We start from the raw sequence: 25,229 nt of genomic DNA on the forward strand, positions 1-25,229 counted from the left end.
CTTCTGCCACCAGCCGCTATCTTGAGATGCAATACATATTTCTAAAATGAAATATTGCTGGGGTGTAGGCATGCATGCCCGCAGTTTCCGGCGCCCCTACATCCAATCGCCTGGCCGCAAGGCCATCGATGTTCTTTCGAAAGACACCATGCGCACATCCCTGATCTTTATCGTAACGGCCGCCTTCCTGGCTGGTTGCGCCTCCTCCGGTCCGGTTCAAACCGGCAAGGATACCTATATGATTGCCAAAACGAGTGGCGGCGGCATGTTCGTCTCGGGCGCCACGGTCAAGGCCGATCTGATACAGGAGGGTGTGGCTTTCTGCGCCAAAAACGGCAAAACGCTCGAACTGATCAGCGGCGAGGGCAAGAACGCCATTCCGTTCGCACGCACCTCATCGGCCGAGATTGCATTCAAGTGTGTTTAATGCTGGCTGAATAAGCCAGGCGGGAACGTACAGGCTGAAAAATGGTCCCTCCGACAAGAATCGAACTTGTATCCCACGCTTAGGAGGCATGTGCACTATCCATTGTGCTACGGAGAGGACGCTGTGATTCGGCGATCGGCGCCCGCCTAGGCCGGCCCGGTGTCGTGAATCGAGCGCAATTATAGCCGAGGTTTGTGCCCTAAATGGCGCAAATTGGGTGATCGCTGTCCCAAGTCGGTACAATGCGTGCTTCATTCATTCATCTGGCCGGTTTTCCTGCCTGCGCACTTATCCTCTATGGCTGTCATTTCTCTCTCGTCGGCGCAACTTGCGTTCGGCCACGTCGCGTTGCTCGATCACGCGGAATTTTCCCTTGAAACCACCGAGCGCGTCGGCTTGATCGGGCGCAACGGCACCGGCAAGTCCTCGCTGCTGAAAACCATCTCGGGCAAATTCAAGCTCGATGACGGCCTGTTGGTCATGCAACAAGGCATCAAAATCGCCTATGTCGAGCAGGAGCCGACCTTCGATCCCGCCATGTCGGTGTTCGACGCGGTCGCCGCCGGCATGGGCGGCCAGGCCGCCATGCTGGCCGAATACGAAGAACTGACCGGCCAATTCGGCCAGGGCGACGATGATGCGCTGATGGAACGCATGCACGAACTGCAAGTGCAGCTCGATGCGACCGATGGCTGGAGCATGCAAAACAAGGTCGACACCACCCTCGACCGCCTCAGCCTGGCGGGCGAGTCGCTCATGGGCACCTTGTCGGGCGGGATGCAAAAGCGCGTCGCCCTGGCCGTGGCGCTGGTTTCCGCGCCCGACGTGCTGCTGCTCGACGAGCCGACCAATCACCTCGACTTCCGCTCCATCCTGTGGCTGGAAAGCCTGCTGCGCGACTTCAAGGGCTCGGTCCTGTTCATCACCCACGATCGTAGTTTCCTCGACAACGTCGCCACCCGCATCATCGAACTCGACCGCGGCAAGCTGCTGTCCTACCCGGGCAATTTCACCGCCTACCAGACGCGCAAGGCCGAACAGCTGGAAGTCGAAGAAGTCGAAGCGGCCAAGTTCGATAAATTTCTGGCCCAGGAAGAAGTCTGGATCCGCAAGGGCGTCAAGGCGCGCCGCGTGCGCGACGAAGGCCGCGTGCGCCGCCTGGAAGCGCTGCGCCTCTTGCGCGCCGCCCGCCGCGACCAGCAAGGGCAGGTCAAGCTCGAAGTGTCCTCGGGCGAACGCTCGGGCAAGATCGTGGCGGACCTGGAAAACGTCAACAAGTCCTACGGCGACAAAGTCATCGTCAAGGACTTCAGCGGCACCATCATGCGCGGCGACAAGGTCGGCCTGATCGGCGCCAACGGCGCCGGCAAGACTACCTTGCTGAAAATGATCCTCGGCGAAGAGCAGGCCGACAGCGGCTCGGTACGCCTCGGCACCAAGCTGCAGGTCGCGTATTTCGACCAGATGCGCGCCCAGCTCAACGAGGAAGCGAACCTGATGGAAACCATCGCCCCGGGCAGCGACTGGGTCGAGGTCAACGGCGCGCGCAAGCACGTCATGACCTACCTGAACGACTTCCTGTTCGCGCCGGAACGCGCCCGTTCGCCGGTCAAGTCGCTCTCTGGTGGCGAGCGCAACCGCCTGCTGCTGGCGCGCCTGTTCGCCAAGCCGGCCAACTGCCTGGTGCTCGATGAACCGACCAACGATCTGGACATCGACACCCTCGAATTGCTCGAAGAGTTGTTGGAAGACTACACCGGCACCGTGTTCCTGGTCAGCCACGATCGTACCTTCCTCGACAATGTCGTTACCCAGGTGATCGTCGCCGAAGGCGAGGGCATGTGGCGCGAGTTCGTCGGCGGCTACACCGACTGGGAACGCGTGAAATCCCAGAGCCCGGCAGCGGCTGCCAAGGCTCCTGTTAAAGTTACTGCAACAACTCCTAGCGTTCCCGTTGCCAAAAAGGTAAAATTGAGTAACAAGGAACAGCGCGAGCTTGAAGAGCTGCCATTATTGATAGCCAGCCTGGAGGACGAGCAATCGGCCATCACGCAGCAACTCAATGCACCGGACTTTTACAGGACCAACCCAGCCGACGCCAAGCGCCTCAATACGCGCTTTGCCGACATCGATCAGCTTCTGAGCGATGCGCTGGAAAAATGGGAACTGATCGAAGCCCGTTCAAAGGGATGATCACCAACGCATAAACAGGAGCAGGCATACATGCCTGGCAGATGAAGAACCATGTCCGAACGCAATGAACAACACGACCTGACGGCGCCTGCCGCTGCCAACGTTCCGATGTTCAGCCGCGCGGCATGGTCCCGCATCCTGCCTTTCCTGGTTTATATCTCGTTCATCATCGCGGTTGATGTGCTGGCCCGCCTGGGCGTGGACCTCCAGGCGCTGCGCTGGATGTACGCGCTCAAGATCGGCGCCGTCCTGGCCACCCTGGCCTGGTTCTGGCGCGACTACACCGAATTGCACCGCTGGGATGCGGGCCTGCTGGCTGTCGCCGTCGCCGTTGCCACCGGCGTGCTGGTGCTGGTGCTGTGGGTCAGCCTGAACGCCAGCTGGATGATCATCGGTGCGCCCGATGGCTTCAATCCCACCACCGACGGCCAGGTCGACTGGCTGATGGTGGCCGTGCGCATCGCCGGCGCCGCCTTGGTAGTCCCGCTCATGGAAGAACTGTTCTGGCGTTCCTTCCTGATGCGCTGGATCGATTCGGATCATTTCCAATTGCTTGATCCAGCGCAAATAAGCCTCAAAAGTTTTGTGATCGGGGTCGTGCTGTTTGGATTTGAGCATAACCTGTGGCTGGCCGGGATGGTCGCCGGCGCCGCCTATTCCCTGTTGTACATGAAACAACGCAGCCTGTGGACTTCCATCCTCGCGCATGCCGTCACCAACGGCCTTCTCGGGGTGTGGATTGTGCGAACAGGAAATTGGACATACTGGTAATATCTCGCCAATTCGACATGACTTGAACAAAGACTAACAAATGCCTTCACCTTTGCCATCCTCTCAGCACCGTCCGCGCGTCGCGTCGCGCGCCCTGGCGCTGGCCCTCGCCCTGGGCGCCGTCGCCGGCGGCCCGGCCTGGGCCGGACCGTCCGATGCGCTGCACGTCTACGGCGGCCTCGGCTATTTTTACGACGACAACCTGTTTCGCCTGAGCGATGAGGCGCCCGGTTACGACAACCAGCGCAGCGATTCGTCGCGCCAGAGCGTGGTCGGGGTCTTGTTCGATAAAACCTACAGCCGCCAGCGCATCCAGGCCCAGGGCAAGCTGTCGAAGGTGGCTTTTTCGCATTTCAAGCAACTCGACTACGACGGCAAGGATTTCCAGGGCACCTGGAACTGGCAGCTGGCCAACCATCTCGAAGGCAGCCTGGGCGCGACCTACGCCCAGACCCTGGCGCCGTACACCGATTTCCAGAGCCGCGAGCGCAACTTGCGGGTGCAGCGGCGCCAGTTTGCCGACGCCGCCTGGCGCATGCACCCGAGCTGGCGCGTGCGCGGGGCCGCCTCGCGCGACAAATATACCTATGAGCTGAGCGCGCAGCGCTACAACGACCGCACCGAAGACGCGCTCGAAGCGGGCTTCGACTATCTGCCGCGCAGCGGCAGCACGGCCGGCCTGGTCGTGCGCCGCCTCTCCGGCAAGTATTTGAACGAGCGCATCCTGGGCGGCGTGGTGCGCGACGACGATTACGAGCAGGATGAACTGAAGGCGCGCATCGTCTGGCGCGCCACCCCGACCACCACGGTGCAGACGCTGGCCGGCTACGCCAGGCGCAAGAATGCCCAGTCCGGCCCGCGCGATGTCAGCGGCTTTAACGGGCGCGTCACCGCCAGCTTCAATCCGCGCCAGAAACTGCGCCTCAATACCGCCGTCTGGCGCGAGTTTTCCGCCATCGAGAATTATTTCTATACGTTCAGCCTGAACCGCGGCGCCAGCGCCGGCGCCAGTTGGGACGCCAGCGCCAAGGTGCGCGTGGACGCCAATATGAGCGTGGAACAGCGCTCCTACGAAGGACGGCTGCTCAATAATTCGCCGGACGACCTGAGCGACACGCTGCGCCAGGCGAGCGTGGGCGCGAGCTGGTCGCCCCTGCAAACAGTGCAATTTTCTACCTCTTTCATCCACCAGGAGCGCAGCGGCGCGCAGTTCCTCGGTAATGGAAGCTTCAAGGCGAACACAGTTTCGGTGAACGCCAATGCGCAGTTCTAAAGGTGCCCATGACGGTCAATGACATCCCCTTAATTTCGTTTTTCCAGCGCGTGCTCGATCCCCTGATCATCATGGGGACCCTGTATGTGTCGTCGATGTACTTCCATGAACCGTTCACGGGGTATTCGCTGGTATTGATGATTCTCGCGTTCTTCGTGTCCTCGGCCGTCTACCAGCACGTCGACCCTTACCGCACCTGGCGCAGCGGGCGCATGGTCGCCTATGTGCGCGACACCGTGTTCGGCTGGGTGCTGACCGTGTGCGTGCTGCTGTTTCTCGGTTCGGCCAGCGGCTTGTCGGGTTATTACGACAAGCAAGTGGTGCTGGCCTGGTTCGTCGCCACCCCGCTCGTGATGCTGGTCAGCCACCTAGCGGTGCGGCGCGTCTCTGTCGGTCCCGGCAACAATACCGAGATGCGCTCGGTGGTGGTGATCGGCGCCAACGACGTCGGCATCAAGTTCGCCGGCATCTGCGAGCGCCACAAGAACCTGTTCATGCGCGTGTATGGCTTTTTCGACGACCGCACCGAAGACCGCCATCCGGCCAACCTCGGTCATCCGATGCTGGGCAAGATGGCCGATATCGCGGCCTATGTGCGCGAACATAACATCAAGATGATCTTTATCAGCCAGCCGATTTCGGCCCAGCCGCGCATCCGCAAGCTGCTCGACGAGCTGCAGGACACCACGGCCTCGGTCTACTTCCTGCCCGATATCTATATCTTCGACCTGATGCAGGCGCGCTTCGACAACGTCGGCGGCATGCCCGTGATCGCCATCTGCGAAACCCCGTTCATGGGCTTGAACAGCATGATCAAGCGCAGCAGCGATATCGTGCTCGGCCTGGTCATCCAGTTGATGTTGCTGCCGATCATGCTGGTGATCGCCGCCGCCGTCAAATTCACCTCGCCCGGACCGGTGATCTTCCGCCAGCGCCGCTACGGCCTGTACGGCGAAGAGATCATCGTCTACAAGTTCCGCTCGATGACGGTGACCGAGAATGGCGACACCGTGGTGCAGGCGCGCAAGGGCGACCAGCGCATCACCCGGGTCGGCGCCTTCTTGCGCAAGAGTTCGCTCGACGAGTTGCCCCAGTTCTTTAATGTGTTGCAGGGGCGCATGAGCATCGTCGGACCGCGCCCGCACGCGGTGGCCCACAACGAGCAGTACCGCAAACTGATCAAGGGCTACATGCTGCGTCACAAGGTCAAGCCCGGCATCACCGGCTGGGCCCAGGTCAACGGCATGCGCGGCGAGACCGAAACGCTGGACAAGATGGAAGCGCGGATCCAGTACGATCTCGACTACCTGCGCAGCTGGTCGCTCTGGCTCGACCTGTGGATCATCGTCAAAACAGTGAAAGTGGTGTTCAGCCGCGAAAACGCGCACTGAGCCTGTGCCGGCAGGCCGGCGCAAGCTCTGCTTGTTGCAGGGGCGGATTAAGAGAAACTTAAGCCTCTGCCGCAGTGCAGCAAAGTTGTTTCGCTGTCATCGCTAACGCGTTAAAATGAAGTCCTGCGGGTGTGCTCCGGAACAGTCCGGCGAGCATGATGCGGGGCGGAATAACGGCGCCATTTAAACGCATCGATTTGCCGATATGTGTAATAATCCCGGCAATGTCGTTGTGTATTAATCAAGCTTTATAACAAAAAAATCGAGGACCAAATTGAACAACTCCACCCTGGCCATGTCGCCGCCTTCACACAAACGTTTGCTGTGCGCCGCCCTGATGGTTGCGCTGGCCGGACTGGCCGGCTGCGGCAATAAAGACAGCAAACCCAAAGTGGGGCAAGCGCTGGTCAGCGTCAATGGAGAAGAGATCACCGAAATGCAGCTGAGCGAGGAGCTGATGCTGGCCAACGTGCCGCCGGCCCAGCAGACCGACGCCAGCAAGAAGCTGGTCGAAGCCCTGATCGACCGCCAGTTGCTGCAAAACGAAGCGGCCAAAGACAAGACCGACCGCGACCCCAAAGTGGTGCAGGCGATCGAACGGGCCAAGGCCCTGATCATCGCCCAGGCCTACATGCAGAAAAAAGTCGGCAGCGTGGCCCGTCCGACCCCCGCTGAAGTGAATGCTTACTACACCCAGAACCCGGATTTCTTTGCCAACCGCAAGCAGTTCGACATGAAGCAACTGGTCATCCAGTCCAAGGACCTGAGCGAGCAAGTCAAGACCGTGGCCGAGAACGCCAAGTCGCTGGACGACGTCGCCGCCTGGTTCGACGCCAACAAGGTCAAGTACATGCGCACCCAGGCCTCGCGCACCACTTCCGACCTGGCGCCGGAAATGTCGGCCAAGCTGAAAAGCATGCCGAAGAACCAGCTGTTCATCGTCAAGGAAGGCGAGCGCAGCATGCTGGTCTCGATCGTCGACGTGCGCGACAACCCGGCCACGCTCGAGGTGGCGGCGCCGCAGATCGAGAAATTCCTGTTCAACAAGCGTACCAAGGACGCCGCCGATGCCGAGCTCAAACGCTTGCGCACGGCCGCCAAGATCGATTACCTGAAGGCCCCGACCCTGGCGGCCGCGCCAGTCGCTCCGGTCGCCGCGACGCCGGCGCCGGCGCCCGTCGCGCCAGCCCCGGCCGAGCCAGCGGCAACGCCGGCCGCCGACGATGCCGCCACCGCGCGCGGCGTGGCCGGCCTGAAATAAGCGGCCCGGCCGCCGTTCCGACAAACTGAAACTGATGAAGGTGACTTATATGAAAACACTGGTACACGGCCTGATGGCTTTTCTGGCGACATTGACAATGGGCGCGGCCATGGCGGCCGACTTGCCGCTCGGACCGGGCGACGTGCTCAAGGTCTCCGTCTACGGCAGCCCCGACCTGACCCTGGAAACGCGGGTCAGCGAAGGCGGCAATATCAGTTATCCGCTGATCGGCCAGGTGCCGGTGGCCGGCCTGTCGGCTGCCGCCGCGGAAAAAAAGATCGCTTCCATGCTGGAAGCGGGCAACTTCGTCAAGAAGCCGCAAGTGAACGTCATCGTCACCGCCGTGCAAAGCCAGCAGGTCTCGGTGCTGGGCCAGGTTAACCGTCCAGGCCGTTACCCGATCGAAGGCAAGCGCAGCCTGATCGACTTGCTGGCCATGGCCGGCGGCATCAACGGCGAAGGCGGCGACCGTCTCAGCCTGATCCGCACCCGCGACGGCAAGACCACGCGCGAAGAGATCGATGTCATCGAGATGGTCCGCAACGGCCAGCTGAACAAGGATTACGTTTTGTCCGGCAATGACGTCCTGTACGTTGAGCGCGCACCGAAGTTCTATATCTACGGCGAAGTCCAGCGTCCGGGCGCGTTCCGCCTCGAGCGTTCGATGACCGTGGTGCAAGCCCTGTCGGCCGGCGGCGGCCTGTCCATGCGCGGCACCGAGCGCGGCCTGGTGATCAAGCGCCGCGATGCGGACGGCAAGATCCGCCTGATCGACGCCAAGCAGGACGACCTGTTGCAAGTGGACGATGTCGTTTTCGTCAAGGAAAGCTGGTTCTGATTTCCCGGCCCGGGCTTCCGGTCACGGCCGCCGCACCACATTGAGAGTTGCTAAATGAATCTATCCCAGTTCCTGCTGATTTTGTATGCGCGCAAGTACATCATCCTGGCGACCTTGTTCGTCACCGTCACGCTGACCCTGATGGTCAGCCTGTCGATGCCCAAGACCTACCAGTCCACGGCGTCCGTGCTGCTCAATTACAAGGGCGTCGATCCGCTGACCGGGATTGCCATGCCGAGCCAGCTGTTGCCGGGCTATATGGCGACCCAGATCGACATCATCAGCAGCAAGAACGTGGCGGGGCGCGTGGTCGACCAGCTGAAAATGGCGGAAAACCCGACCGTGGTCGAGCAGTTCAAGAAAGCCACGGGCGGTCGCGGCACCGTGCGCGACTGGCTGGCCGACCTCCTGCTGCACAAGCTCGACGTCGTGCCCTCGCGCGAAAGCAGCGTGGTCGAAATCAATTTCAAGGGCGCCGATCCGCAATTCGTGGCGTCCGTGGCGAATGCCTTCGCCGAGGAATACCAGAAGCTGAGCATCGAGCTGAAGGTCGAACCGATGAAAAAGGCGGCTGCCTACTTCAACGAGCAGACCAAAATGCTGCGCGGTAACGTGGAAGCGGCCCAGAGCCGCCTCTCCAAGTACCAGCAAGACAATGGCATCGTCAGCGTCGACAACCGTCTCGACGTCGAATCGAACCGCCTCAACGACCTGTCGGCGCAGCTGGTCGCGGCCCAGGGCCAGGCCATGGAAGCCAATTCGCGCCAAGGCATGGCGCAGGGCGCGCGCGGCGCCGATTCGCCCGATGTGGCCTCCAATCCGCTGGTCCAGAACCTCAAGGTGCAACTGGCCGGCGCCGAATCGCGCCTGGCCGAAGCCGGCCAGCGCCTCGGTGTGAACCATCCGCAATACCTGAGCATCAAGGCCGAAGTCGACAAGATCAACGCCAACCTGTCTTCCCAGCAGCGTTCGGCGTCCAGCAGTGTCGGCAACAACGCCGCCATCCTGCAGCAACGCGAAGGCGCGGTGCGCGCGGCGCTGGCGGCCCAGAAGGCCAAAGTACTGGAACTGAACCGCAGCCGCGATGAACTGGGCGTACTGGTCAAGGATGTCGAGAGCGCCCAGCGCGCCTTCGACGCCACCTCGCAGCGCTTCTCGCAAACCCGCATCGAAGGCGCTTCCGAGCAGTCCGATATCGCCGTGCTCAATCCGGCCACCGCGCCGCTGGGCGCCAGCGGTCCGCGCGTGATGCTCAATACGATGCTGTCCGCCTTCCTGGGCGTGATGCTGGGCCTGGGCTTTGCCCTGCTGACCGAAATGATCGACCGCCGCGTGCGCTCCGAAACCGATATGGCCGAAGTGCTGCAGATGCCGGTGCTCGGCGTGATCGACTGGGCCGCGTCCAAGCGCCGCTACAGTGCGATCAATTCGCTGCTGCCGCGCCGCCTGCGCCTGGGCTAGCCCGCCCGCGCCCGAACCAACAATAGGAAATACCATGACGCAGACCGAGCTTTCCCTGGCCGCCTCCGAGAAACTGAAACGCGCCGATTCGAGCATCGGCGGCTTGCTGCTCGAATCGGGCAAGATCACCCCCGAGAACGCCGAGCGCGTGCTGCGCATGCAGAAGGAGCTCGGGATCCGCTTCGGCGAGGCCGCCCAGCGCCTGGGCCTGATCAACGAGGCCGACATCCAGCAAGTGCTGGCGCGCCAGTTCGACTATCCCTATCTGCAGCCGGGCGAGGGCAGTTATTCGCCGCACCTGGTGGCCGCTTACGATCCCTTCAGCCCGCAGGTCGAAACCCTGCGCGCCGTGCGCAGCCAGCTGATGCTGCGCTGGTTCGCGCGCGGGCGCAAGTCGCTCACCGTGGTCGGCATCGACCGCGGCGACGGCGCCAGCCTGTTCGCGGCCAACCTGGCGGTGGTGTTTTCGCAATTGGGCGAACACACCCTGCTGGTCGACGCCAACCTGCGTAAACCTTCCCAGCACGCCATCTTTAACCTTCCCGGCAAGCAGGGCTTGTCCGACGTGCTGGCCGGCCGCGCCGAGCTCGACGTCACCGCCCATATCGGCTCCTTCGTCGACCTGTCGGTGCTGGGCGCCGGCACCTTGCCGCCGAATCCCCAGGAACTGCTCAGCCGCAGCAACTTCGCCGGCCTGAACGCCCAGCTCGAATCGAAATACGATGTCACCCTGTACGACGTGGCAGCCAGCCAGACCGGCCTGGACGCCCTGGTGCTGGCCGCCCGCACCGGCGGCGTGCTGATCGTCGCGCGCAAGAACAAGACCCACATGGGCGACGTCAACGCCCTGGCCGAACAGGTGGCCCAGAACGGCGCCGTGGTGGTCGGGTCGGTGCTGGTGGACTTCAAATGAGCACGCAGGCCAAGTCGAACATGCCGGCCGGCCTGTCCGGCAACGGCGCGCTGCCATCCTGGGCGCCGCTCGCGCTCGGCCTGCTGCTGCTGTATGTGCCGAGCTTTTACGACATGTTTACCGGCCTGTGGGCGACCGAAGAGCAGGCGCACGGCCCGATCATCCTCGGCATCGCCCACTGGCTGCTGTACCGCAACTGGGGCCAGATGCTGGCTGTCAGCGAAGGCGAACGCGGCAGTCCGCTGGGCTGGCCGCTGCTGCTGCTGTCGGTGCTCGTCTACTTCATCGGGCGCTCGCAAGGCATCGCCATCTTCGAGATCGGCTCCTACCTCGGCACCTTGATGGCGCTCATCCTGCTCATGCGCGGCAAGCGCGCCCTGCGCGCCCAGTGGTTCCCGTTCTTCTTCATGCTGTTCATGCTGCCGCTGCCGGGTTCCCTGGTCGACATGCTGACCATGCCCATGAAAACCGCCGTTTCCTGGGTGGTCGGCAACGTGCTGTACTGGGTCGGCTATCCGATTTCGCGCAGCGGCGTCATCCTCCAGATCGGCCAGTACAAGCTGCTCGTGGCCGACGCCTGCGCCGGCCTGCACACGCTGTTTACGCTCGAAGCGCTGGGCCTGCTGTACCTGAACATCGTGCGCCACAATTCGCTGTTCCGCAACGTCACCCTGGCGATCCTGATCGTGCCGATCTCCTTCATTTCGAATGTGATCCGGGTGATGGTGCTCACGCTCATTACCTACCACCTGGGCGACGCGGCCGGGCAGGGCTTCCTGCACGGCTTCGCCGGCATGGTGCTGTTCGTCTCGGCGCTGCTCCTGATCATCGCCACCGACTCGCTGCTGCGCTTCGGCGCCTCCGACAAGGAAGCGCTGCCCCTGTTCGCCAGCGACGCCGGGCCGCCGGCCCTGTCGGCCAACTACGGCCCGCTGCGCATGGCGATTCCGGCCGCGCTGCTGATGGGCGCGGCCCTGCTGGCGACGATCGCCATCAAGCCGCAGAAAATGCTGTCCGACAGCCAGCCCGCGATCGCGCTCGAAACGAGCGTCCCGGGCGCCTTCGGCGACTGGAAGATCGATCCCGACGCCGTGGCCATGGTGCCCTCGTCAGTGCAGCAAGAAAAAGTGGCGGCCATCTACAGCCAGACCCTCTCGCGCACCTACATCAACAGCCGCGGCCAGCGCGTGATGCTGACCATCGCCTACGGCTCGAACCAGACCCAGTCGATGCGCGCGCACCGCCAGGAAGTCTGCTACGCGGCCCAGGGTTTCCAGATCCGCGACCTGCACAATGAAAACCTGGTGTTCGACGGCTTGCCGGTGCCGGTCACGCGCATGGTGGCCAGCCATGGTCCGCGCAACGAACCGGTCACCTACTGGTTCACCATGGGCAGCAGCGTGGTGCGCAGCTACCTCGACCGCCAGATCGTGCAGCTCAAGTACGCCCTCTCCGATTACATTCCCGACGGCTACCTGTTCCGCGTCTCGTCCATCGAGACCGACGACAAGGCCGCGTTTGCCCTCCAGGATGCCTTTGTCAACGACCTGATGAAGCACGTGACGCCATCCGTGCGCGCCAAGCTGATCGGCGCTCCTGCGTGATGTGCGGCGGATCGAACGCACAGGGGCCGGCATGATCGAGCACCCGGTTCCCCAGTCGCGCCGCTACAAGGGCGGCAGCAAATGGACGGCGCTGGTCGGCATCGTTGCGCTGCTGCTGCTCGCGGCCGTCTTCGGCGCCGCCGTGCCGACCCTGGGCGTGCTGGTGCCGGCGGCCGTGATCATGTGCGCCCTGAGCTTGTGGGTCATGCTCGATTTCCGGGTCGGGGTGGCCGCCGCCATCGTCATCATGCCGCTCTCGGCGCTGGTCTTCTTTCCGCATGAAATGCTGGGCATCCGTGGTCTCAATCCGCTCAACATGATCTTGTTCCTGACCATCGTCTCCTACGTCGTCCATGCCGGACTGCGGCGCTGGCGCGATCCGATCGCGCCGATGCGCCTGCTCGCCTGGTATGTGCTGCCGATCGGCATCGCCTGCGTGGTCGGCATGTCCAACGTCAATCTGATTCCGCCACGCTTCGAGGCCGAACGCCTGATCCAGTACCACGACGGCTTCGGCTATCTGCGCGACATGTTCATCAAGCCGCAATTCCTGGTGCTGCTGGCGGTGATGGTGGGGCTGTCCGTGCGCCACAGCAAAAAGCCGGAAAAATTCCTGTACCTGATGCTCATGTCCGGCTGGACATTCTGCGCCCTGGTGGGCTGGCGGCTGCTGAGTTCGGGCATATCGCTGCGCCAGCTGGCCTCGCCCCTGGCGCGCGACTTCCTGGGCAGCCTCGGCATGCACGCCAACGAGATGAGCCTGTTGTTGAACATGATCTACGCGGTGACCCTGTTCTCGCTGCGCGGGGCCGGCGACGCCCAGCGCCGCCTGCTGTTCGTCTCTTCCGTGGTGTTCGCCGTGTGCGTGCTGATGACGTTCTCGCGCGGCGGCTTCATCGGCTTCATCCTGGTCAACCTGATTTACTTCTGGAAGCGCATCAGCGTCAAGACCGTCATCATCGGCGTGATCGTGGCCGGCTGCATCGGCCCGCTGGTGATCGAACCGATCCTCGAACGCGCCCTGACCGGGGTCGGCAACGGCGACCGCGGCGCCGTGACCGCCGGCCGCCTGGACGGCATCTGGCTGCCGCTGCTGCCGTATGTGCTGGAGGAACCGGTCTTGCCGAAAGGGGTGCGCTCGCTCTTGTGGAGCCCGCCGGTGCGCCTGAACAAGATGCTGCCGGTGGCGCAGACCCACAGCGCCTGGCTGGGCGGCCTGATGGACCTGGGCCTGGTCGGCTTCGGCTTCGTGCTGGCCTTCCTGCTGTTCGTGCGGCGCGAATTCTTGCGCCTGTCGCGCGAGCATGCCAGCGCCAGCCTGCAAGGCATGTTCGCCGGCGGCGCCGTGATGATTCCCCTGTGGTTCATCCAGGGCTTCACCGACGATATGTTTACCCCCACTTTTTCGCAATCGTATTTCTGGATCCTGCTTGGCGTCCTGATGGGTTGCGGCGGCGTGTACCGCATGAAGGACAGGAACCGGCATCGGGAACCGGCGCCCTGGCACGACAAGCCCTTTGACTTACGGAAAGACGAGCTGGCAACGTGACGGATATTGATTCAATGCAGCGCAAATCGGCGCGCATCTGCATGCTGAACTATTATGCCTGGGGCGTCATCGCCGACCTGGACGGGAAAAAAGTCCACATCGGCGGCGAAGAAGTGCAGCATGCGCTGATGTCGCGCTACCTGGCCCGCAGCGGCCACCAGGTCACCTCGCTGGTGGGCGACTTCGGCCAGCAGCCAGTCGAGCAGGTCGGCGGCGTGACCGTGCGCAAGACCTTCGCCCTCGCCGACGGCTTGCCCGGCCTGCGCTTTTTGGCCCCGCGCCTGACCGCCACCTGGGCCGCCATGAAGGCGGCCGACGCCCAGGTCTACTACGTCAGCTGCGCCGGCGCCACCGTCGGCATCGCCGCCGCCTTTTGCAAGCGCTACGGGCGCCGCTTCGTGTTCCGCATCGCCTCCGACGCCGATTGCGCGCCCGATACGCTGATGCTGACCAACGCGCGCGACCGCGCCCTGTATCACTACGGCCTGCGGCGCGCCGACGCGATCCTGGCGCAAACCGACAAGCAAGCCGCGCTGCTGCTGAAAAACTACGGCTTGCATGCCGAGGTGGCCGGCATGTTTTCCGACCTGCCCGACAGCATCGTCCCTCCCGCCGAGCGCCCCACCGACCTGCTGTGGCTGGCCAATATGCGCTCGATGAAGCGTCCCGAGTGGTTCATCGACATCGTGCGCGAGCTGCCCGAGTTCGTCTGCGAGATGGCCGGCGGCGCCCATCCTGAGGAGCGTGAGCTGTACGCGCGCGCCGAAGCGGGCGCGAGCGCCTTGCCGAACCTGCGCTTTCACGGGCAGGTCAAGTTCGGCACCACGCGCAGCCTGTTCGCGCGCGCCCGCATTTTTGTGAACACCTCGTCCTTCGAGGGTTTTCCCAATACCTATCTGCAAGCCTGGGCCAACGGCGTCCCGGTGGTGGCCACGTTCGACCCGGACGGCATCATCGCGCGCCTGGGCCTGGGCGTGGCGGTGAGCGACGTGGCCGGCGCCGTTGCGGCGGCGCGCGCGCTGCTGGCCGATCCGGCCCGGCTGGCCGAATACAGCGCGCGTTGCCGCGCCTACGCCAGCACGCGCCTGGCGCCCGAAACCGTTTCCGCTCCTTACCTGTCGGCACTGCTCGCATGAACCAAGGCATGAACCAAACACCACGTCAACGCCTGCGCATGCTGTGGGGCTCGGACCTGTATCGCTGCCTGCAAGGCGCCAGCGGCTGGAAAGCCGGCCTGCGCGCCTACCGCATGGTGCCGGGCTTTCGCTTCCTGTTCTGGCTGCGCCTGGCCGCCGTCACGCGCGGCGCCGGCGGCCTGTGGAAGCTGGCCCACTACATCGGCCGCTTCATGCACAAGCACTACCGCTTCAAGTTCGGCATCTCGATTCCCTACGATACCGAGATCGGCCCCGGCTTTTACATTGGCCACTTCGGCGGCATCGTGGTCAGCCGCGACGCCCGCATCGGGCGCAACTGCAATATTTCGCAGGGCGTCACCATCGGCCAGGTCAACCGGGGCGAGCGCAAGGGCGTGCCCGTGCTCGGCGATAACATCCACATCGGCGCCGGCGCCGTGCTGCTGGGCGCCATCAAGGTCGGCAACGGCTGCGCCATCGGCGCCAACGCCGTGCTCACGCGCGACCTGGACGACAATTCGGTCGCGGTCGGCATTCCGGCCAAGGTTATCTCGACCAAGGGCAGCGAAGCTTACGTGGAGTATTGTGATTATCCAAATGCGTAGCCGGGGCCTGCAATGACGGGCGCCAGCCTGAAACGCGGCGCGATCACCCTGACCGCCGCCAACATGCTCGATTTCGGCCTGCAATTCTTGATGCCGATCGCGCTGGTGCGCCTGTTGCCGACGTCCGCCTTTGCCGACTACCGCCTGGCCTGGCTGGCGATCGGCACGGCCATGGCGATCGCGCCGTTCGCGCTGCCGCGCAGCCTGTTCTATTTCCTGCCGCGCCATGAAGGGCAGGCGCGCGCGCCCTATGTGCACCAGACCCTGCTGATGCTGCTGTTCACCGGCGCTTTGGCCGGCCTGGCGTTGGGGCCGTGGAATCCGCTGTTGCCGGCCAGCCTGCGCGCCATGCACAGCGCGGCCTGGTTCATGCCGGCCTTCCTCACCCTGTGGGTGGCGGCCAACCTGATCGAGTTCCTGCCCAATGCGCGCGGCGACGTGGCCGGGCAGGCCAAGACCATCGTCGCGCTGGCCGTGCTGCGCGTGGTGATGGTGGCCGCCGCCGCCTGGTCCGGGCGCGCCGATGTGGTGTTCGGGGCCCTGGTGGCCTACGCCGCCATCAAGGTGGTGCTGGTGCTGCTGCACATCGGGCGCCACTACGGCTGGCGCGTGTTTCCGCTGCAAATGCCGGTGCTGCGCACCCAACTGGTCTACTGCGTGCCGTTCGGCCTGGCGTCGGCCCTGTTCCTGCTGCGCGGCCAGGCCGACCAGTGGGTCGCGGCCGCCATGTTCCCGGCCGCCGCCTTTGCCGCCTTCTCGATCGGCGCCGTGATCATGCCGGTGGTGGCCCTGGTGCGCAACAGCGTCAGCAACGCCATCGCGCCGCGCCTGTCCGCGCTCGAATCAAGCAAGGACCAGGACGGCATGCTGCGCCTGAACCAGCGCGCCAACCTGGCCAGCGCCTTCGTGCTGTTGCCGACCCTGATGCTCACCGCCGTGCTGGCCGTGCACATCGTGACCGTGGTCTACACCGACAAATACCTGCTCGCGGCCGACGTGATGCGCATCAATTGCCTGGCCCTGTTGGGCGTGGCGGTCGAGGTCAGCACGCTCACGGTGGTGCTCAACCAGGGCCGCTTTTTACTGGTCGCCGACGCCTGCCTGCTGCTGGTCAGCCTGGCCGCCGGCATCACCGGCGCGCTGCTGTTCGGCGTGCCCGGCGCCGCGCTCGGCAATGTGGTGACCCTGGCCGCCGGCAACGCCTTCAGCTTCTGGCGCGTCTCGCGCGTGACCGGGGTGCCGCTGCGCCGCCTGCAGCAGTGGGGCGCGCTGCTGCGCATCCTGGCCGCCTGCGCCGGCGCCGGCGCGCTGGCCGCGCTGCTCGATGCGGCCGACCTGGTGCGCGCGCCGCTGCTCGAAGCGGTGCTGATCGGCGCCGCCTTCGCCGTGTCCTATGTCGCCATGCTCAAGCTGGCCGGCGCGCTGCCCGAGGCGCGCGCCCTGTTCCTGCCCCAGGGGCCTGCCGCATCCGCAACTCCCGCATCTCCTACCCCACACGATTAACCATCCCAGGATCGACCATGCCCGCACTTCAAAAACTGCTCTTCGTCTTCGGCACCCGCCCCGAGGCCATCAAACTGGCGCCGGTGGTACTGGCCGCGCGCGCCCACGGCGGCTTCGAGGTCGTGGTCTGCGTCACCGCCCAGCACCGCGAAATGCTCGACAGCGTGCTGGCCTTTTTTGGCATCAATCCCGAGCATGACCTGAACCTGATGAAGCCGGGCCAGACCCTGACCGGCCTGACCACCGGGGTGCTTGGCGGCTTGGCGCCGGTGCTGGAACAGGAGCGTCCGGACTGGGTACTGGTGCAGGGCGACACCACCACCGCCTTTGCCGGCGCGCTGGCGGCGTTTTACGCCAAGGCCAAGGTGGCCCACGTCGAAGCTGGCCTGCGCACCGGCAATATCTATGAACCCTTCCCGGAAGAGATGAACCGCAAGCTGGTCGGCGCCATCGCCGAAATGCACTTCCCGCCGACCGCGCCGGCCAAGGTTAACCTGCTACGCGAAGGCATTCTTGAAGAGCGCACCTTAATCACCGGCAATACCGGCATCGACGCCCTGTACCTGGTGCGCGCGCGCCTGCGGGAAGACCCGGCTTGCCGTGCGCAAGTGGCCGCCGCGCTCGAGCCGCAGGGCTTGAACCGCTTCATCGGGCCGCGCCGTCCCTTCGTGCTGGTCACCGCGCACCGGCGCGAAAGCTTCGGCGCCGGCTTCGAGGCGATCTGCACCGCCATCGCCGAGCTGTGCACGCGCTATCCCGAGATCGATTTCGTGTTCCCCGTGCATCCGAATCCGGCCGTGCGCGGCGCTGTCGAACGTTACCTGGTGCCGGCCGGTTTCGCCAACCTGGTGCTGTGCCAGCCGCTCGACTACCTGCCGTTCGTGGCGATGATGATCAACGCTTCCGTGGTGCTGACCGATTCCGGCGGCGTCCAGGAAGAAGCGCCGAGCCTGGGCAAACCGGTGGTGGTCATGCGCGACGTTACCGAGCGCATGGAGGGGGCGGCGTCGGGCATGGTGCACCTGGTTGGCCCCAACCGCGAGCGCATCGTGACGGCCGTGGCCAGCCTGCTCGACAGCGAAGTGCGGGACGGCAGCGGCGGCAATTTCTATGGCGACGGCCACGCCTCGCGGCGCATCCTCGATTCCCTGGACGGCTTCGGAGAGCGCGCTTGAAGATTTTTGCAATCTGCTACTACGCGCCGCCCAAGTTGACCCCGCAGGCGATCCAGATCGGACGCCAGTTGTACCACCTGGACGCGCGGGTAGAGCTGCTGCACGGCAGCGATCCGCAATTTTCCGACGCCTACGACCAGTATCCGGATTTTTTCGAGCGCATCGGCTCGCTGTGCGTGCCCAGCCCCGGCACCTTTTTCAAGGGCTTCCTGCACAAGGTCGCGCGCCGCCTGCTGCCGCTGTATAACACCATTCCCGACGGCCTGGGTCCGTGGCGCCGCCGCGCGCTCGGGCCGGCGCTCGAACGCATCGCGGCCAGCAGCAGCGAGGTGCTGGTCAGCTTCGGCATGCCGATGTCGGACCACCTGCTGGCGCTGGAAATCAAACGCCGCACCGGCTTGCCGTGGCTGGCGCATTTCAGCGACCCCTGGTCGGACAATCCCTTCCATCCGAACACCTGGATGGAACACCGGGTCAACGCGGCGCTGGAGCGGCGCGTGGTCAAGGCCGCCGACCGCGTATTGTTTACCTCGCAGCGCACCCTGGACCTGGTGATGGCCAAGTATCCGCCCGCCTGGCGCGCGCGCGCCGCCGTGCTGCCGCACGCCTGGGACATGGACAATTTCGCCGGCCCGGCGCCCGCATTGGCACCGGCCGTGGCGGTGGCGGCGCGTCCCGGCGTGCGCCACGTGGTGCGCCACATCGGCGCCTGCTACGGGGCCCGCTCGCCCGAGCCGCTGTTCGCGGCGCTGGTGCGCATCCTCGAACGCCAGCCGACTGCGCTGGACACGGTCGCCTTCGAATTCGTCGGCCACGTCTCGCCCAACCTGCTCGCCTCGGACGCCTACAAGGCGCTGCCGGCGGGCCTGGTGCGCATGCGCGGCCAGGTCGGCTACCGCGAATCGCTGCAGCTGGCGCGCGACTCGGACGCGCTGCTGGTGATCGACGCGCCCAGCAAGTTGCCCAGTGTGTTCCTGCCAAGTAAGTTGGTGGAATACATCGGCGCGCGCCGCCCGGTCTGGGGCATTACGCCGCCGGGCACCTCGGCCGACCTGATCGCCGAATGGGCCGGCAGCGCCGACGCCTGCGCCGCGCCGGACGATATCGAAGCGGTCACCCGCATGCTGCGCACCGGCCTGGCCGCGCTCGATGGCGAGGCCGGGCAGGGCGGGCCGGAAGCGGTGGCTGAACGCTTCGCCGCGCCGCGCGTGGCCGCCGCCCTGAAGGCCCAGATCGCGCTGGCGATGGGACGCGACGCGTCCTGAACCGGCTGGCGGCCCCGCCCCCGGCGCGGGCCGCACACTTGACCTTGATTTCTTGACCATGATTGCTTGAAAGCCCAGATGACGCCAATGACCCTCCTGTTCGTCGCCGATCAGCTCAAGTTCGGCGGCGCCGAACGCCACCTGGTGGCGCTGGCGACCGGCCTGGCCCAGCGCGGCCACAAGGTGGCCGTGGCCTACCTGAAGGATTCCGCCGAACTGGCGGCCGACCTGGAACGGGGCGGGGTCGCGCCGATCGTCTGCTGTCATTCGGGCGGCGGGGTCGACCTGGGCGCCCTGAAGCGCCTGGCCGGCCTGATGGATCAGCTGGAACCCGAGCTGGTGATCGCTACCTCCCAATATTCGCAGATGTGCGCCACCATGGCCGGCTGGCGCGCGCGGCGCCGCCCGCCGCAGGCCTTCATTTGCCACAGCATGGGCGTGGTGCGGCGCGGCGGCAGCGCGCGCCTGCGTTTCATCGTTTATCGTCAATTCTATCGGACCGCCGCCTGCGTCATCTTCATCAGCGAGTTGCAGCGCGGGTTCTTCGCCAAGCTCGGTGTCGGCCTGCGCCGCAGCGAAGTGGTGCACAACGGGGTCGACCTCGGACATTTTTCGGCGGACCTGGTGGCGCAGCCGGCTAGCGCCCTGCGCGCCCAGCACGGCGTCAAGCCGCACGAGCTGGTGATCGGCCTGTGCGCCATTTTCCGCGAGGAGAAACGGCACGGCGACCTGCTCGAGGCGCTGGCGCGCTTGCGCGCCCAAGGCGTGGCGGCGCGCGCGGTGCTGGTCGGCGACGGCGTAACGCGCCCCCAGATCGAGGCCCGCATCGATGCGCTCGGCCTGCGCGACGCGGTGCTGCTGGCCGGCTTCCAGCAGGACGTGCGTCCCTTCATCGGCATGTGCGATGTCATGACCCTGACCTCGCACGACGAGAACTTCCCGATCGCCACCCTGGAATACATGGCGCTCGGTAAACCGCTGGTGTCGAGCGACGTCGGCGGCATGCGCGAGCAGGTCGACGACGGCGTCAACGGCCTGTTGTACCCGGCCGGCGACGTCAAAGCGCTCACTGCCGCCCTGACCCGTTTGAGCTCCCCGGCGCTGTGCGCGCGCCTGGGGCAGGGCGCGCTGGCCTCGGTGCGCGCGCGCTTCGATGTGCAGCACATGATTACGCGTTACGAAACGATCTTCCGCGGACTGGCCGGCGTGCGCGCCGCTGCCGCCACCACAACCACCACAGCATAGAAAGCCCATCAACATGCCGATCGAAGACATTGTCCATCCCTTCCTCAAGTTCTACACGGCTGCCCCGCAATGGGTCAAGAGCTCGCTCGGCCACGTGTATTCGATGGCGCCGACGCGCCTGCGCTACGGCGCCAAGTACGACGAGTTCCAGGCTGAAATCAACCGCTGCAACGACCCGGTCTGGACCGCGCGCCGCGCCGACGAAAAACTGCTCGAGACCCTGCGCTGGGCGATCGAGACCGTGCCCGCCTACGCCCACCTGAAAGGGGCGCTGGCCGAGGTGCGCGATCCGTCCGACGCAACGCGCTTGCTGGCCGCGTTTCCGCTGCTCGAAAAAGAATCGCTCAAGGCCGACAGCACCCGTTATCTGTCCAACAAGATGGGCCCGGAAACGCACCTGATGGCGTTCACCGGCGGCTCGACCTCGGTGCCGATGAAGCTGTACCTGGAAAAGTACGTCTCGCGCTCCAAGGACTTTGCCTATAACAGCACGTTCGATACCGTCGCCGGGGTCGGCAGCGGCGACGTCATCCTGGCGCTGCGCGGGCGCAGCGTGCCGGGCGCCGGCAAACCGGGCGGCTCCCTGTGGATGTACGACCCGATCAAGCGTTACCTGCATCTGTCGTCGGATCACCTGGAAGCGCAGTACATGCCCGGCTACGTGGAAGCGATCGCCAAGTGGAAGCCGACCATCATCCACGCCTTTCCATCGGCGCTGGTGCCGCTGGCGCACTGGTTCAAGGCCAATCCGGCCCCCGAGCTCGTCGCGCGCATCCGCGCCGTGCAGCTGTTTTCCGAGAATGTCTACGATTACCAGGTCGACCTGATCCGTGAAGTGTTCGGCTGCCCGGTGCTGCTCGACTACGGCCACTCCGAACGCGCCGTCAAGGCCATCTCGCTGCCTGACGACAGCCGCTATTTCTTCTGGCCCCTGTACGGCAAGGTGGAGCTGGTCGACAACGACGGACGCGCCATTACGGAACCGGGCGTGATCGGCGAAATCGTCGCCACCGGCTTCGACAACCGGGTCATGCCGCTGATCCGCTACCGCACCGGCGACCTGGCCATGTGGAGCAAGGCGCCCAACACCATTCGCCCTGGCTTCGCGGTGGTCGAACGGATCGAAGGGCGGCTGCAGGAATTTTTGGTGTGCCGCGATCACCGCCTGGTGTCGATCTGCACCATCGGCGCGGCCCACTTCGAGCAGCTCGCCAGCGCCGACATGATGCAGTTCGAGCAAGACGCGCCCGGCAAGGCCACCCTCAAGGTCATGTCCGACACCGAACTGACCCCGCGCGCGCGCGCCGCGCTGGCGGCCGGCGTCCTGGCCAAGACCCAGGGCGGGCTCGATATCGAGATCGTGCGCGTCGACGGCATCGCGCGCACCGGCTCGGGCAAGCACAAGCTGCTGATCCAGCGCCTCGACCTGTCCGGCTACCTGGGCGCGGCCCATATCGAGCGCGAGAGCGACAGCGCCGGGACGCTCTGATGAAGTCGGTGATCATGATCGGCCCGTCGCCGGCAGCGCGCGGCGGCATGGCCAGCGTGATCCAGACCTATCTGGCGCACGGCTACGAGGAGGGCGGGCGCTGCCGCTTCATCGCCACCCACGTCGACGGCGGTCCGCTGCGCAAGGCGTTACGCGCGCTGGCCGCGCTGCTTCAATTCCTGGCGCTGCTGCTGCGCGGGCGCGTCTCGGTGCTGCATGTGCACCTGGCCTCCGGGGTCAGCTTCTGGCGCAAGGCGCCGTTCATGGCGGCGGCGCGCCTGTTCCGCCGTCCCGTGCTGGTGCACCTGCACGGGGGCGAATTCATCGACTTCGTCGACGTGCGCCTGTCCGGCTGGCGCCAGCGCTTGGCGCTGCGCCTCTTGGGCGACGCCGCCGCCGCCTTTGCCCTGACCGAGGTCTCGGCCACCTGGCTGCGCACGCGTGCCGGGCTCAAGACGGTCGAGGTGTTTCCCAACCCGATCGCCGGCGTCACGCTGGCGGCGCGCCGGCCCGGACGCAGCGTGCTGTTCCTGGGACGGCTGGAAGCGAAGAAGGGCGTGTTCGACCTGATCCGCGCCTTCGCCGCCGTGCATGCGCAATCGCCCGAGGCGCGCCTGGTGCTGGCCGGCGACGGCGACGCCGATGGCGCGCGCGCACTGGCGGCCGAACTCGGCGTGGCCGACTGCGTGCGGCTGCCGGGCTGGGTCGATGCCGACGCGCGTGCGGCCTTGTTGGCCGAAGCGGCCGTTTTCGTGCTGCCATCGCACAAGGAACAGATGCCGATGTCAATTTTGGAAGCCATGATGGCAACGGTTCCAGTCGTGGCCACCGATGTTGGCGCTGTGCCACAGATGTTGGATCAAGGAAAGTGTGGTTTTCTCGTTGAAGTGAGCAATATACCCCAGCTCGCTGCCTGTATTTTGCGCATTTTGGATGATAATGTCTTGGCGGATATGATCTCCGAGCGCGGACTGGCACGTGTCGAGTCCGAGTACATGGTCGGGACAGTCTTGCGACGTCTTCGACAACGTTATGAGGAGTTGGCAGCATGATAAGATTAGTTAACGTTATTTCACTGGCGACGGCAGCCTTGTGCATGCCTGCCCTGGCCCAGAATTTCACCACCGTCGCACCCCGTTTTACCACGGCCGAGCTGACCGCCACGGCCAGCGCTTTGGCCCCGTCTTCCCTGACCGCCGCCATCGATAAATTCGACGCTGCCGCGCCAATGGGCCACCCGCGCCTGTTCAAGGGCCAGCCCGATTTCCTCGGCATCGTGGCCGCCACCAAGGCCGAGCGCACCTCGTCCATCGTGGCTGTGACCGGCTATTTGCAGCGCAATTCGGTGGCCAATGTCACCAGCGCCCTGAAGACGCAGATTAATTCCAGCAATACCACGGTGCGCATGGAATCCTGGTGGCAGCAGGACCGCATCCTGGAAGGCATGGCCGAGGCGGCCGTGGCTTACCATATGACCAAGAATCCCTGGTTTATCACCGAAATGCGGGCCCGCATGCAACTGTTTGCGCCAGGCATCCTGGCGCGCAAATGCGTCGGCGACGTTGCCGAAACCCGCGATTACGCCTGGTTCTATGCCCTGGCCTACGATTTTGCCTTTCCCGCCATGACGGCCGCCGACAAGCAGATGGTCAAGGACATCATTCTCGCCTGCGGCAACTCGGGCTTGAACAAGGTGGCCGAGACGGTCAGGCTGTATCCGGAAAACGGGATCGCCTATAACGCCCTGGGTAAATTCGTCGGCGCCTTGCTGATCGTGCGCGGCGACATGCCCGAGACCCACGCCTGGCTGCGCACCTCGCTGCCGCTGTATGTCAGCAGCACCAGCCCATGGGGCGGGGACGACGGCGGCTTTGCCAACGGATCGAGCTATGCCGGCTGGGAATCCGGCGAATCGCTGCTGATGTGGGACTTGATCGAGCGCGTGCTCGGCGTGCCGTTCTACCGCAAGCCATGGCTGGCCGAATTCGCCCGCTTCATGGCCTACGCCCTGCCGCCCGGCGTGCCGGTCGGCGTATTCGGCGACGGCGCCGAAGTGAACCGGATCGAAGAATGGGCCCGCTTCGGCAAGGCCGTCATGAACCGCTCCGACACCACCTTGTCGCGCTGGTACGTCAAGCAGCAGAGCGGCGAAGACTATGCGCGCCTGCACATCCTGCTCAGCCCGCGCGAGTTCTCCGGCCCGATCACCTTGCCGGCCACCCAGCCGAACGGCGCCTACTTCCCGGCGATTGGCTGGGCCGCCATGCACAGCTCGCTGACCGACCGTGCCCGCACCTCGGTATTCTTCAAGAGCAGCCCGTTCGGCTCGGTGAACCACTCGCATGCCGACCAGAACAGCTTTGTCATGTATTCCAAGGGCAAGGTCCTGGCCATGGACAGCGGCAACTACGATTACTACAACTCGCCGCACTGGCGCGACTACTACAAGCAGACCAAGGCGCACAATGCGATCACCTTCGACGGCGGCCAGGGCCAGTACCTGGGCGCCGGCGGCCTGGGCGATCGCGCCGCGTCCGGCAAGCTGACCAAGTTCCTGCAGACGGCCGCTTACGACATCAGCACCGGCGACGCCACCGCCGCCTATGCAGGCAAGCTGAGCCAGGCGAAGCGCACCGTGGTCTTCATTCGTCCATCGACCCTGGTGACGATCGACCAGCTCAACAGCGCTACGCCGCGCAAGTACGAGTACAACCTGCACACCGTGGCGCCCGTGACCGGCCCGGCGGCCGCCTTCCGCGCCGCCCTGGCGCCGGCCGAGCTGTGCGGCACGGTGGCCTCGCCCGATGCGTTTGCGATGAGCACCTCGGTTGGCTACATGCCGGCGCCGACCGTGCCGACGGGACCGCATTTCTGGAACAAGTTTAACTATGCGACGGCCAAGAACCGCGGCTTTTTCGTCTCGGTCCTGCGTTCGAACTGTTTGACTGTGAAACCGGAGATCGTTTTTAGCGCTACCAATGCGAAGATCACGGTTGGCGGACGTGTCATCTCGGTGACCGACCTGGATGTGACGGTCAACTGATGTCTCCCCCTGCCTTGCGCCAGCGCCTGCTGGCGCAAGGCGATGCGGACCTGGTACGCACGAGCGGTGCCCGGTCCGCGCGTTCGG

Annotated in this window: 20 protein-coding genes and 1 tRNA gene; 20 read left to right on the forward strand and 1 reads right to left on the reverse strand. The window is 64.8% G+C overall.

Translation table 11 applies throughout. The annotated features are described in order from the left end of the window. Window positions 1–148 precede the first annotated feature (148 nt). Window positions 149–427 carry a hypothetical protein gene (locus F2P46_RS14390; RefSeq protein ID WP_167228369.1) on the forward strand — a complete coding sequence of 93 codons (279 nt, stop codon included), beginning with the start codon at window positions 149–151 and terminating at the stop codon, window positions 425–427. 42 nt (window positions 428–469) lie between these two features. Here F2P46_RS14390 and F2P46_RS14395 read toward each other — a convergent pair. Continuing rightward, a tRNA-Arg gene (locus F2P46_RS14395) sits at window positions 470–544 on the reverse strand. Between the two features lie 180 nt (window positions 545–724). On the opposite strand from F2P46_RS14395, the gene F2P46_RS14400 reads away from it, so the two are divergent. The 19 genes from F2P46_RS14400 (at window position 725) to F2P46_RS14490 (ending at window position 25,142) form a co-directional block, all read left to right on the forward strand. Continuing rightward, on the forward strand, window positions 725–2,620 hold the full coding sequence (locus tag F2P46_RS14400) for an ATP-binding cassette domain-containing protein (RefSeq protein ID WP_166890634.1): 1,896 nt from the start codon (window positions 725–727) through the stop codon (window positions 2,618–2,620). A gap of 51 nt (window positions 2,621–2,671) precedes the next feature. Beyond that, on the forward strand, window positions 2,672–3,391 hold the full coding sequence (locus F2P46_RS14405) for a CAAX prenyl protease-related protein (protein WP_208296623.1): 720 nt from the start codon (window positions 2,672–2,674) through the stop codon (window positions 3,389–3,391). Window positions 3,392–3,431: 40 nt separating this feature from the next. Beyond that, window positions 3,432–4,664, forward strand: a complete 1,233-nt coding sequence (epsL, locus tag F2P46_RS14410; RefSeq protein ID WP_229509281.1) for an XrtB/PEP-CTERM-associated polysaccharide biosynthesis outer membrane protein EpsL — start codon at window positions 3,432–3,434, stop codon at window positions 4,662–4,664. 8 nt (window positions 4,665–4,672) lie between these two features. Beyond that, complete coding sequence (locus F2P46_RS14415; protein ID WP_166890637.1) at window positions 4,673–6,055, forward strand: undecaprenyl-phosphate glucose phosphotransferase; 1,383 nt, start codon at window positions 4,673–4,675, stop codon at window positions 6,053–6,055. 274 nt (window positions 6,056–6,329) lie between these two features. Then, window positions 6,330–7,316 (forward strand): EpsD family peptidyl-prolyl cis-trans isomerase, encoded by a 987-nt coding sequence (locus F2P46_RS14420; RefSeq protein ID WP_229509282.1) that lies wholly within the window; start codon window positions 6,330–6,332, stop codon window positions 7,314–7,316. A gap of 49 nt (window positions 7,317–7,365) precedes the next feature. Continuing rightward, window positions 7,366–8,154 (forward strand): polysaccharide export protein EpsE, encoded by a 789-nt coding sequence (epsE, locus tag F2P46_RS14425; protein ID WP_166890640.1) that lies wholly within the window; start codon window positions 7,366–7,368, stop codon window positions 8,152–8,154. 54 nt (window positions 8,155–8,208) lie between these two features. Continuing rightward, window positions 8,209–9,615, forward strand: a complete 1,407-nt coding sequence (epsF, locus tag F2P46_RS14430; protein ID WP_166890643.1) for a chain length determinant protein EpsF — start codon at window positions 8,209–8,211, stop codon at window positions 9,613–9,615. Window positions 9,616–9,649: 34 nt separating this feature from the next. Then, window positions 9,650–10,528 (forward strand): chain length determinant protein tyrosine kinase EpsG, encoded by an 879-nt coding sequence (epsG, locus tag F2P46_RS14435; protein WP_166890646.1) that lies wholly within the window; start codon window positions 9,650–9,652, stop codon window positions 10,526–10,528. Continuing rightward, window positions 10,525–12,132 (forward strand): exosortase B, encoded by a 1,608-nt coding sequence (xrtB, locus tag F2P46_RS14440; protein ID WP_166890648.1) that lies wholly within the window; start codon window positions 10,525–10,527, stop codon window positions 12,130–12,132. Before epsG ends, xrtB begins: the two co-directional genes overlap by 4 nt. 31 nt (window positions 12,133–12,163) lie before the next feature. Next, the gene (locus F2P46_RS14445; RefSeq protein ID WP_166890651.1) at window positions 12,164–13,681 is read left to right on the forward strand and encodes a hypothetical protein; all 1,518 of its coding nucleotides are present in this window, start codon (window positions 12,164–12,166) and stop codon (window positions 13,679–13,681) included. Window positions 13,682–13,695: 14 nt separating this feature from the next. Further along, a complete protein-coding gene (locus F2P46_RS14450) occupies window positions 13,696–14,817 on the forward strand; it encodes a glycosyltransferase family 4 protein (RefSeq protein ID WP_166890654.1) in 1,122 nt (373 codons plus the stop codon). Between the two features lie 8 nt (window positions 14,818–14,825). Further along, entirely contained in the window at window positions 14,826–15,422 is a 597-nt protein-coding gene (locus F2P46_RS14455; protein ID WP_208296624.1) for a serine acetyltransferase, read from the forward strand. 12 nt (window positions 15,423–15,434) lie between these two features. Continuing rightward, window positions 15,435–16,925 (forward strand): oligosaccharide flippase family protein, encoded by a 1,491-nt coding sequence (locus F2P46_RS14460; RefSeq protein ID WP_166890657.1) that lies wholly within the window; start codon window positions 15,435–15,437, stop codon window positions 16,923–16,925. 17 nt (window positions 16,926–16,942) lie between these two features. Further along, complete coding sequence (gene wecB / locus F2P46_RS14465) at window positions 16,943–18,100, forward strand: non-hydrolyzing UDP-N-acetylglucosamine 2-epimerase (RefSeq protein ID WP_166890660.1); 1,158 nt, start codon at window positions 16,943–16,945, stop codon at window positions 18,098–18,100. Next, window positions 18,097–19,365, forward strand: coding sequence for a glycosyltransferase (locus tag F2P46_RS14470; RefSeq protein ID WP_166890663.1), 1,269 nt, complete (start codon window positions 18,097–18,099; stop codon window positions 19,363–19,365). The genes wecB and F2P46_RS14470 overlap by 4 nt, the downstream gene beginning before the upstream one ends. A 78-nt stretch (window positions 19,366–19,443) precedes the next feature. Further along, entirely contained in the window at window positions 19,444–20,610 is a 1,167-nt protein-coding gene (locus F2P46_RS14475; RefSeq protein WP_166890666.1) for a glycosyltransferase, read from the forward strand. Between the two features lie 13 nt (window positions 20,611–20,623). Further along, the gene (locus tag F2P46_RS14480) at window positions 20,624–22,099 is read left to right on the forward strand and encodes a hypothetical protein (protein WP_166890669.1); all 1,476 of its coding nucleotides are present in this window, start codon (window positions 20,624–20,626) and stop codon (window positions 22,097–22,099) included. After that, window positions 22,099–23,151: a glycosyltransferase gene (locus tag F2P46_RS14485; protein WP_166890671.1), complete on the forward strand. Its 1,053-nt coding sequence runs from the start codon at window positions 22,099–22,101 to the stop codon at window positions 23,149–23,151. The genes F2P46_RS14480 and F2P46_RS14485 overlap by 1 nt, the downstream gene beginning before the upstream one ends. Then, window positions 23,148–25,142, forward strand: a complete 1,995-nt coding sequence (locus tag F2P46_RS14490; protein ID WP_166890674.1) for a heparinase II/III family protein — start codon at window positions 23,148–23,150, stop codon at window positions 25,140–25,142. Before F2P46_RS14485 ends, F2P46_RS14490 begins: the two co-directional genes overlap by 4 nt. The last annotated feature ends 87 nt before the right edge of the window (window positions 25,143–25,229 follow it).

Origin of the sequence: Massilia sp. CCM 8734 (assembly GCF_011682155.1) — a bacterium.
Classification (GTDB): Bacteria; Pseudomonadota; Gammaproteobacteria; order Burkholderiales; family Burkholderiaceae_D; genus Telluria_A; species Telluria_A rubra.

Coding starts and splice junctions, on each gene's coding strand:
- F2P46_RS14390 (WP_167228369.1), top strand. CDS start 149: ATGCGCACATCCCTGATCTTTATCGTAACGGCCGCCTTCCTGGCTGGT.
- F2P46_RS14400 (WP_166890634.1), top strand. CDS start 725: ATGGCTGTCATTTCTCTCTCGTCGGCGCAACTTGCGTTCGGCCACGTC.
- F2P46_RS14405 (WP_208296623.1), top strand. CDS start 2,672: ATGTCCGAACGCAATGAACAACACGACCTGACGGCGCCTGCCGCTGCC.
- epsL (WP_229509281.1), top strand. CDS start 3,432: ATGCCTTCACCTTTGCCATCCTCTCAGCACCGTCCGCGCGTCGCGTCG.
- F2P46_RS14415 (WP_166890637.1), top strand. CDS start 4,673: ATGACGGTCAATGACATCCCCTTAATTTCGTTTTTCCAGCGCGTGCTC.
- epsE (WP_166890640.1), top strand. CDS start 7,366: ATGAAAACACTGGTACACGGCCTGATGGCTTTTCTGGCGACATTGACA.
- epsF (WP_166890643.1), top strand. CDS start 8,209: ATGAATCTATCCCAGTTCCTGCTGATTTTGTATGCGCGCAAGTACATC.
- epsG (WP_166890646.1), top strand. CDS start 9,650: ATGACGCAGACCGAGCTTTCCCTGGCCGCCTCCGAGAAACTGAAACGC.
- xrtB (WP_166890648.1), top strand. CDS start 10,525: ATGAGCACGCAGGCCAAGTCGAACATGCCGGCCGGCCTGTCCGGCAAC.
- F2P46_RS14445 (WP_166890651.1), top strand. CDS start 12,164: ATGATCGAGCACCCGGTTCCCCAGTCGCGCCGCTACAAGGGCGGCAGC.
- F2P46_RS14450 (WP_166890654.1), top strand. CDS start 13,696: ATGCAGCGCAAATCGGCGCGCATCTGCATGCTGAACTATTATGCCTGG.
- F2P46_RS14455 (WP_208296624.1), top strand. CDS start 14,826: ATGAACCAAACACCACGTCAACGCCTGCGCATGCTGTGGGGCTCGGAC.
- F2P46_RS14460 (WP_166890657.1), top strand. CDS start 15,435: ATGACGGGCGCCAGCCTGAAACGCGGCGCGATCACCCTGACCGCCGCC.
- wecB (WP_166890660.1), top strand. CDS start 16,943: ATGCCCGCACTTCAAAAACTGCTCTTCGTCTTCGGCACCCGCCCCGAG.
- F2P46_RS14475 (WP_166890666.1), top strand. CDS start 19,444: ATGACGCCAATGACCCTCCTGTTCGTCGCCGATCAGCTCAAGTTCGGC.
- F2P46_RS14480 (WP_166890669.1), top strand. CDS start 20,624: ATGCCGATCGAAGACATTGTCCATCCCTTCCTCAAGTTCTACACGGCT.
- F2P46_RS14485 (WP_166890671.1), top strand. CDS start 22,099: ATGAAGTCGGTGATCATGATCGGCCCGTCGCCGGCAGCGCGCGGCGGC.
- F2P46_RS14490 (WP_166890674.1), top strand. CDS start 23,148: ATGATAAGATTAGTTAACGTTATTTCACTGGCGACGGCAGCCTTGTGC.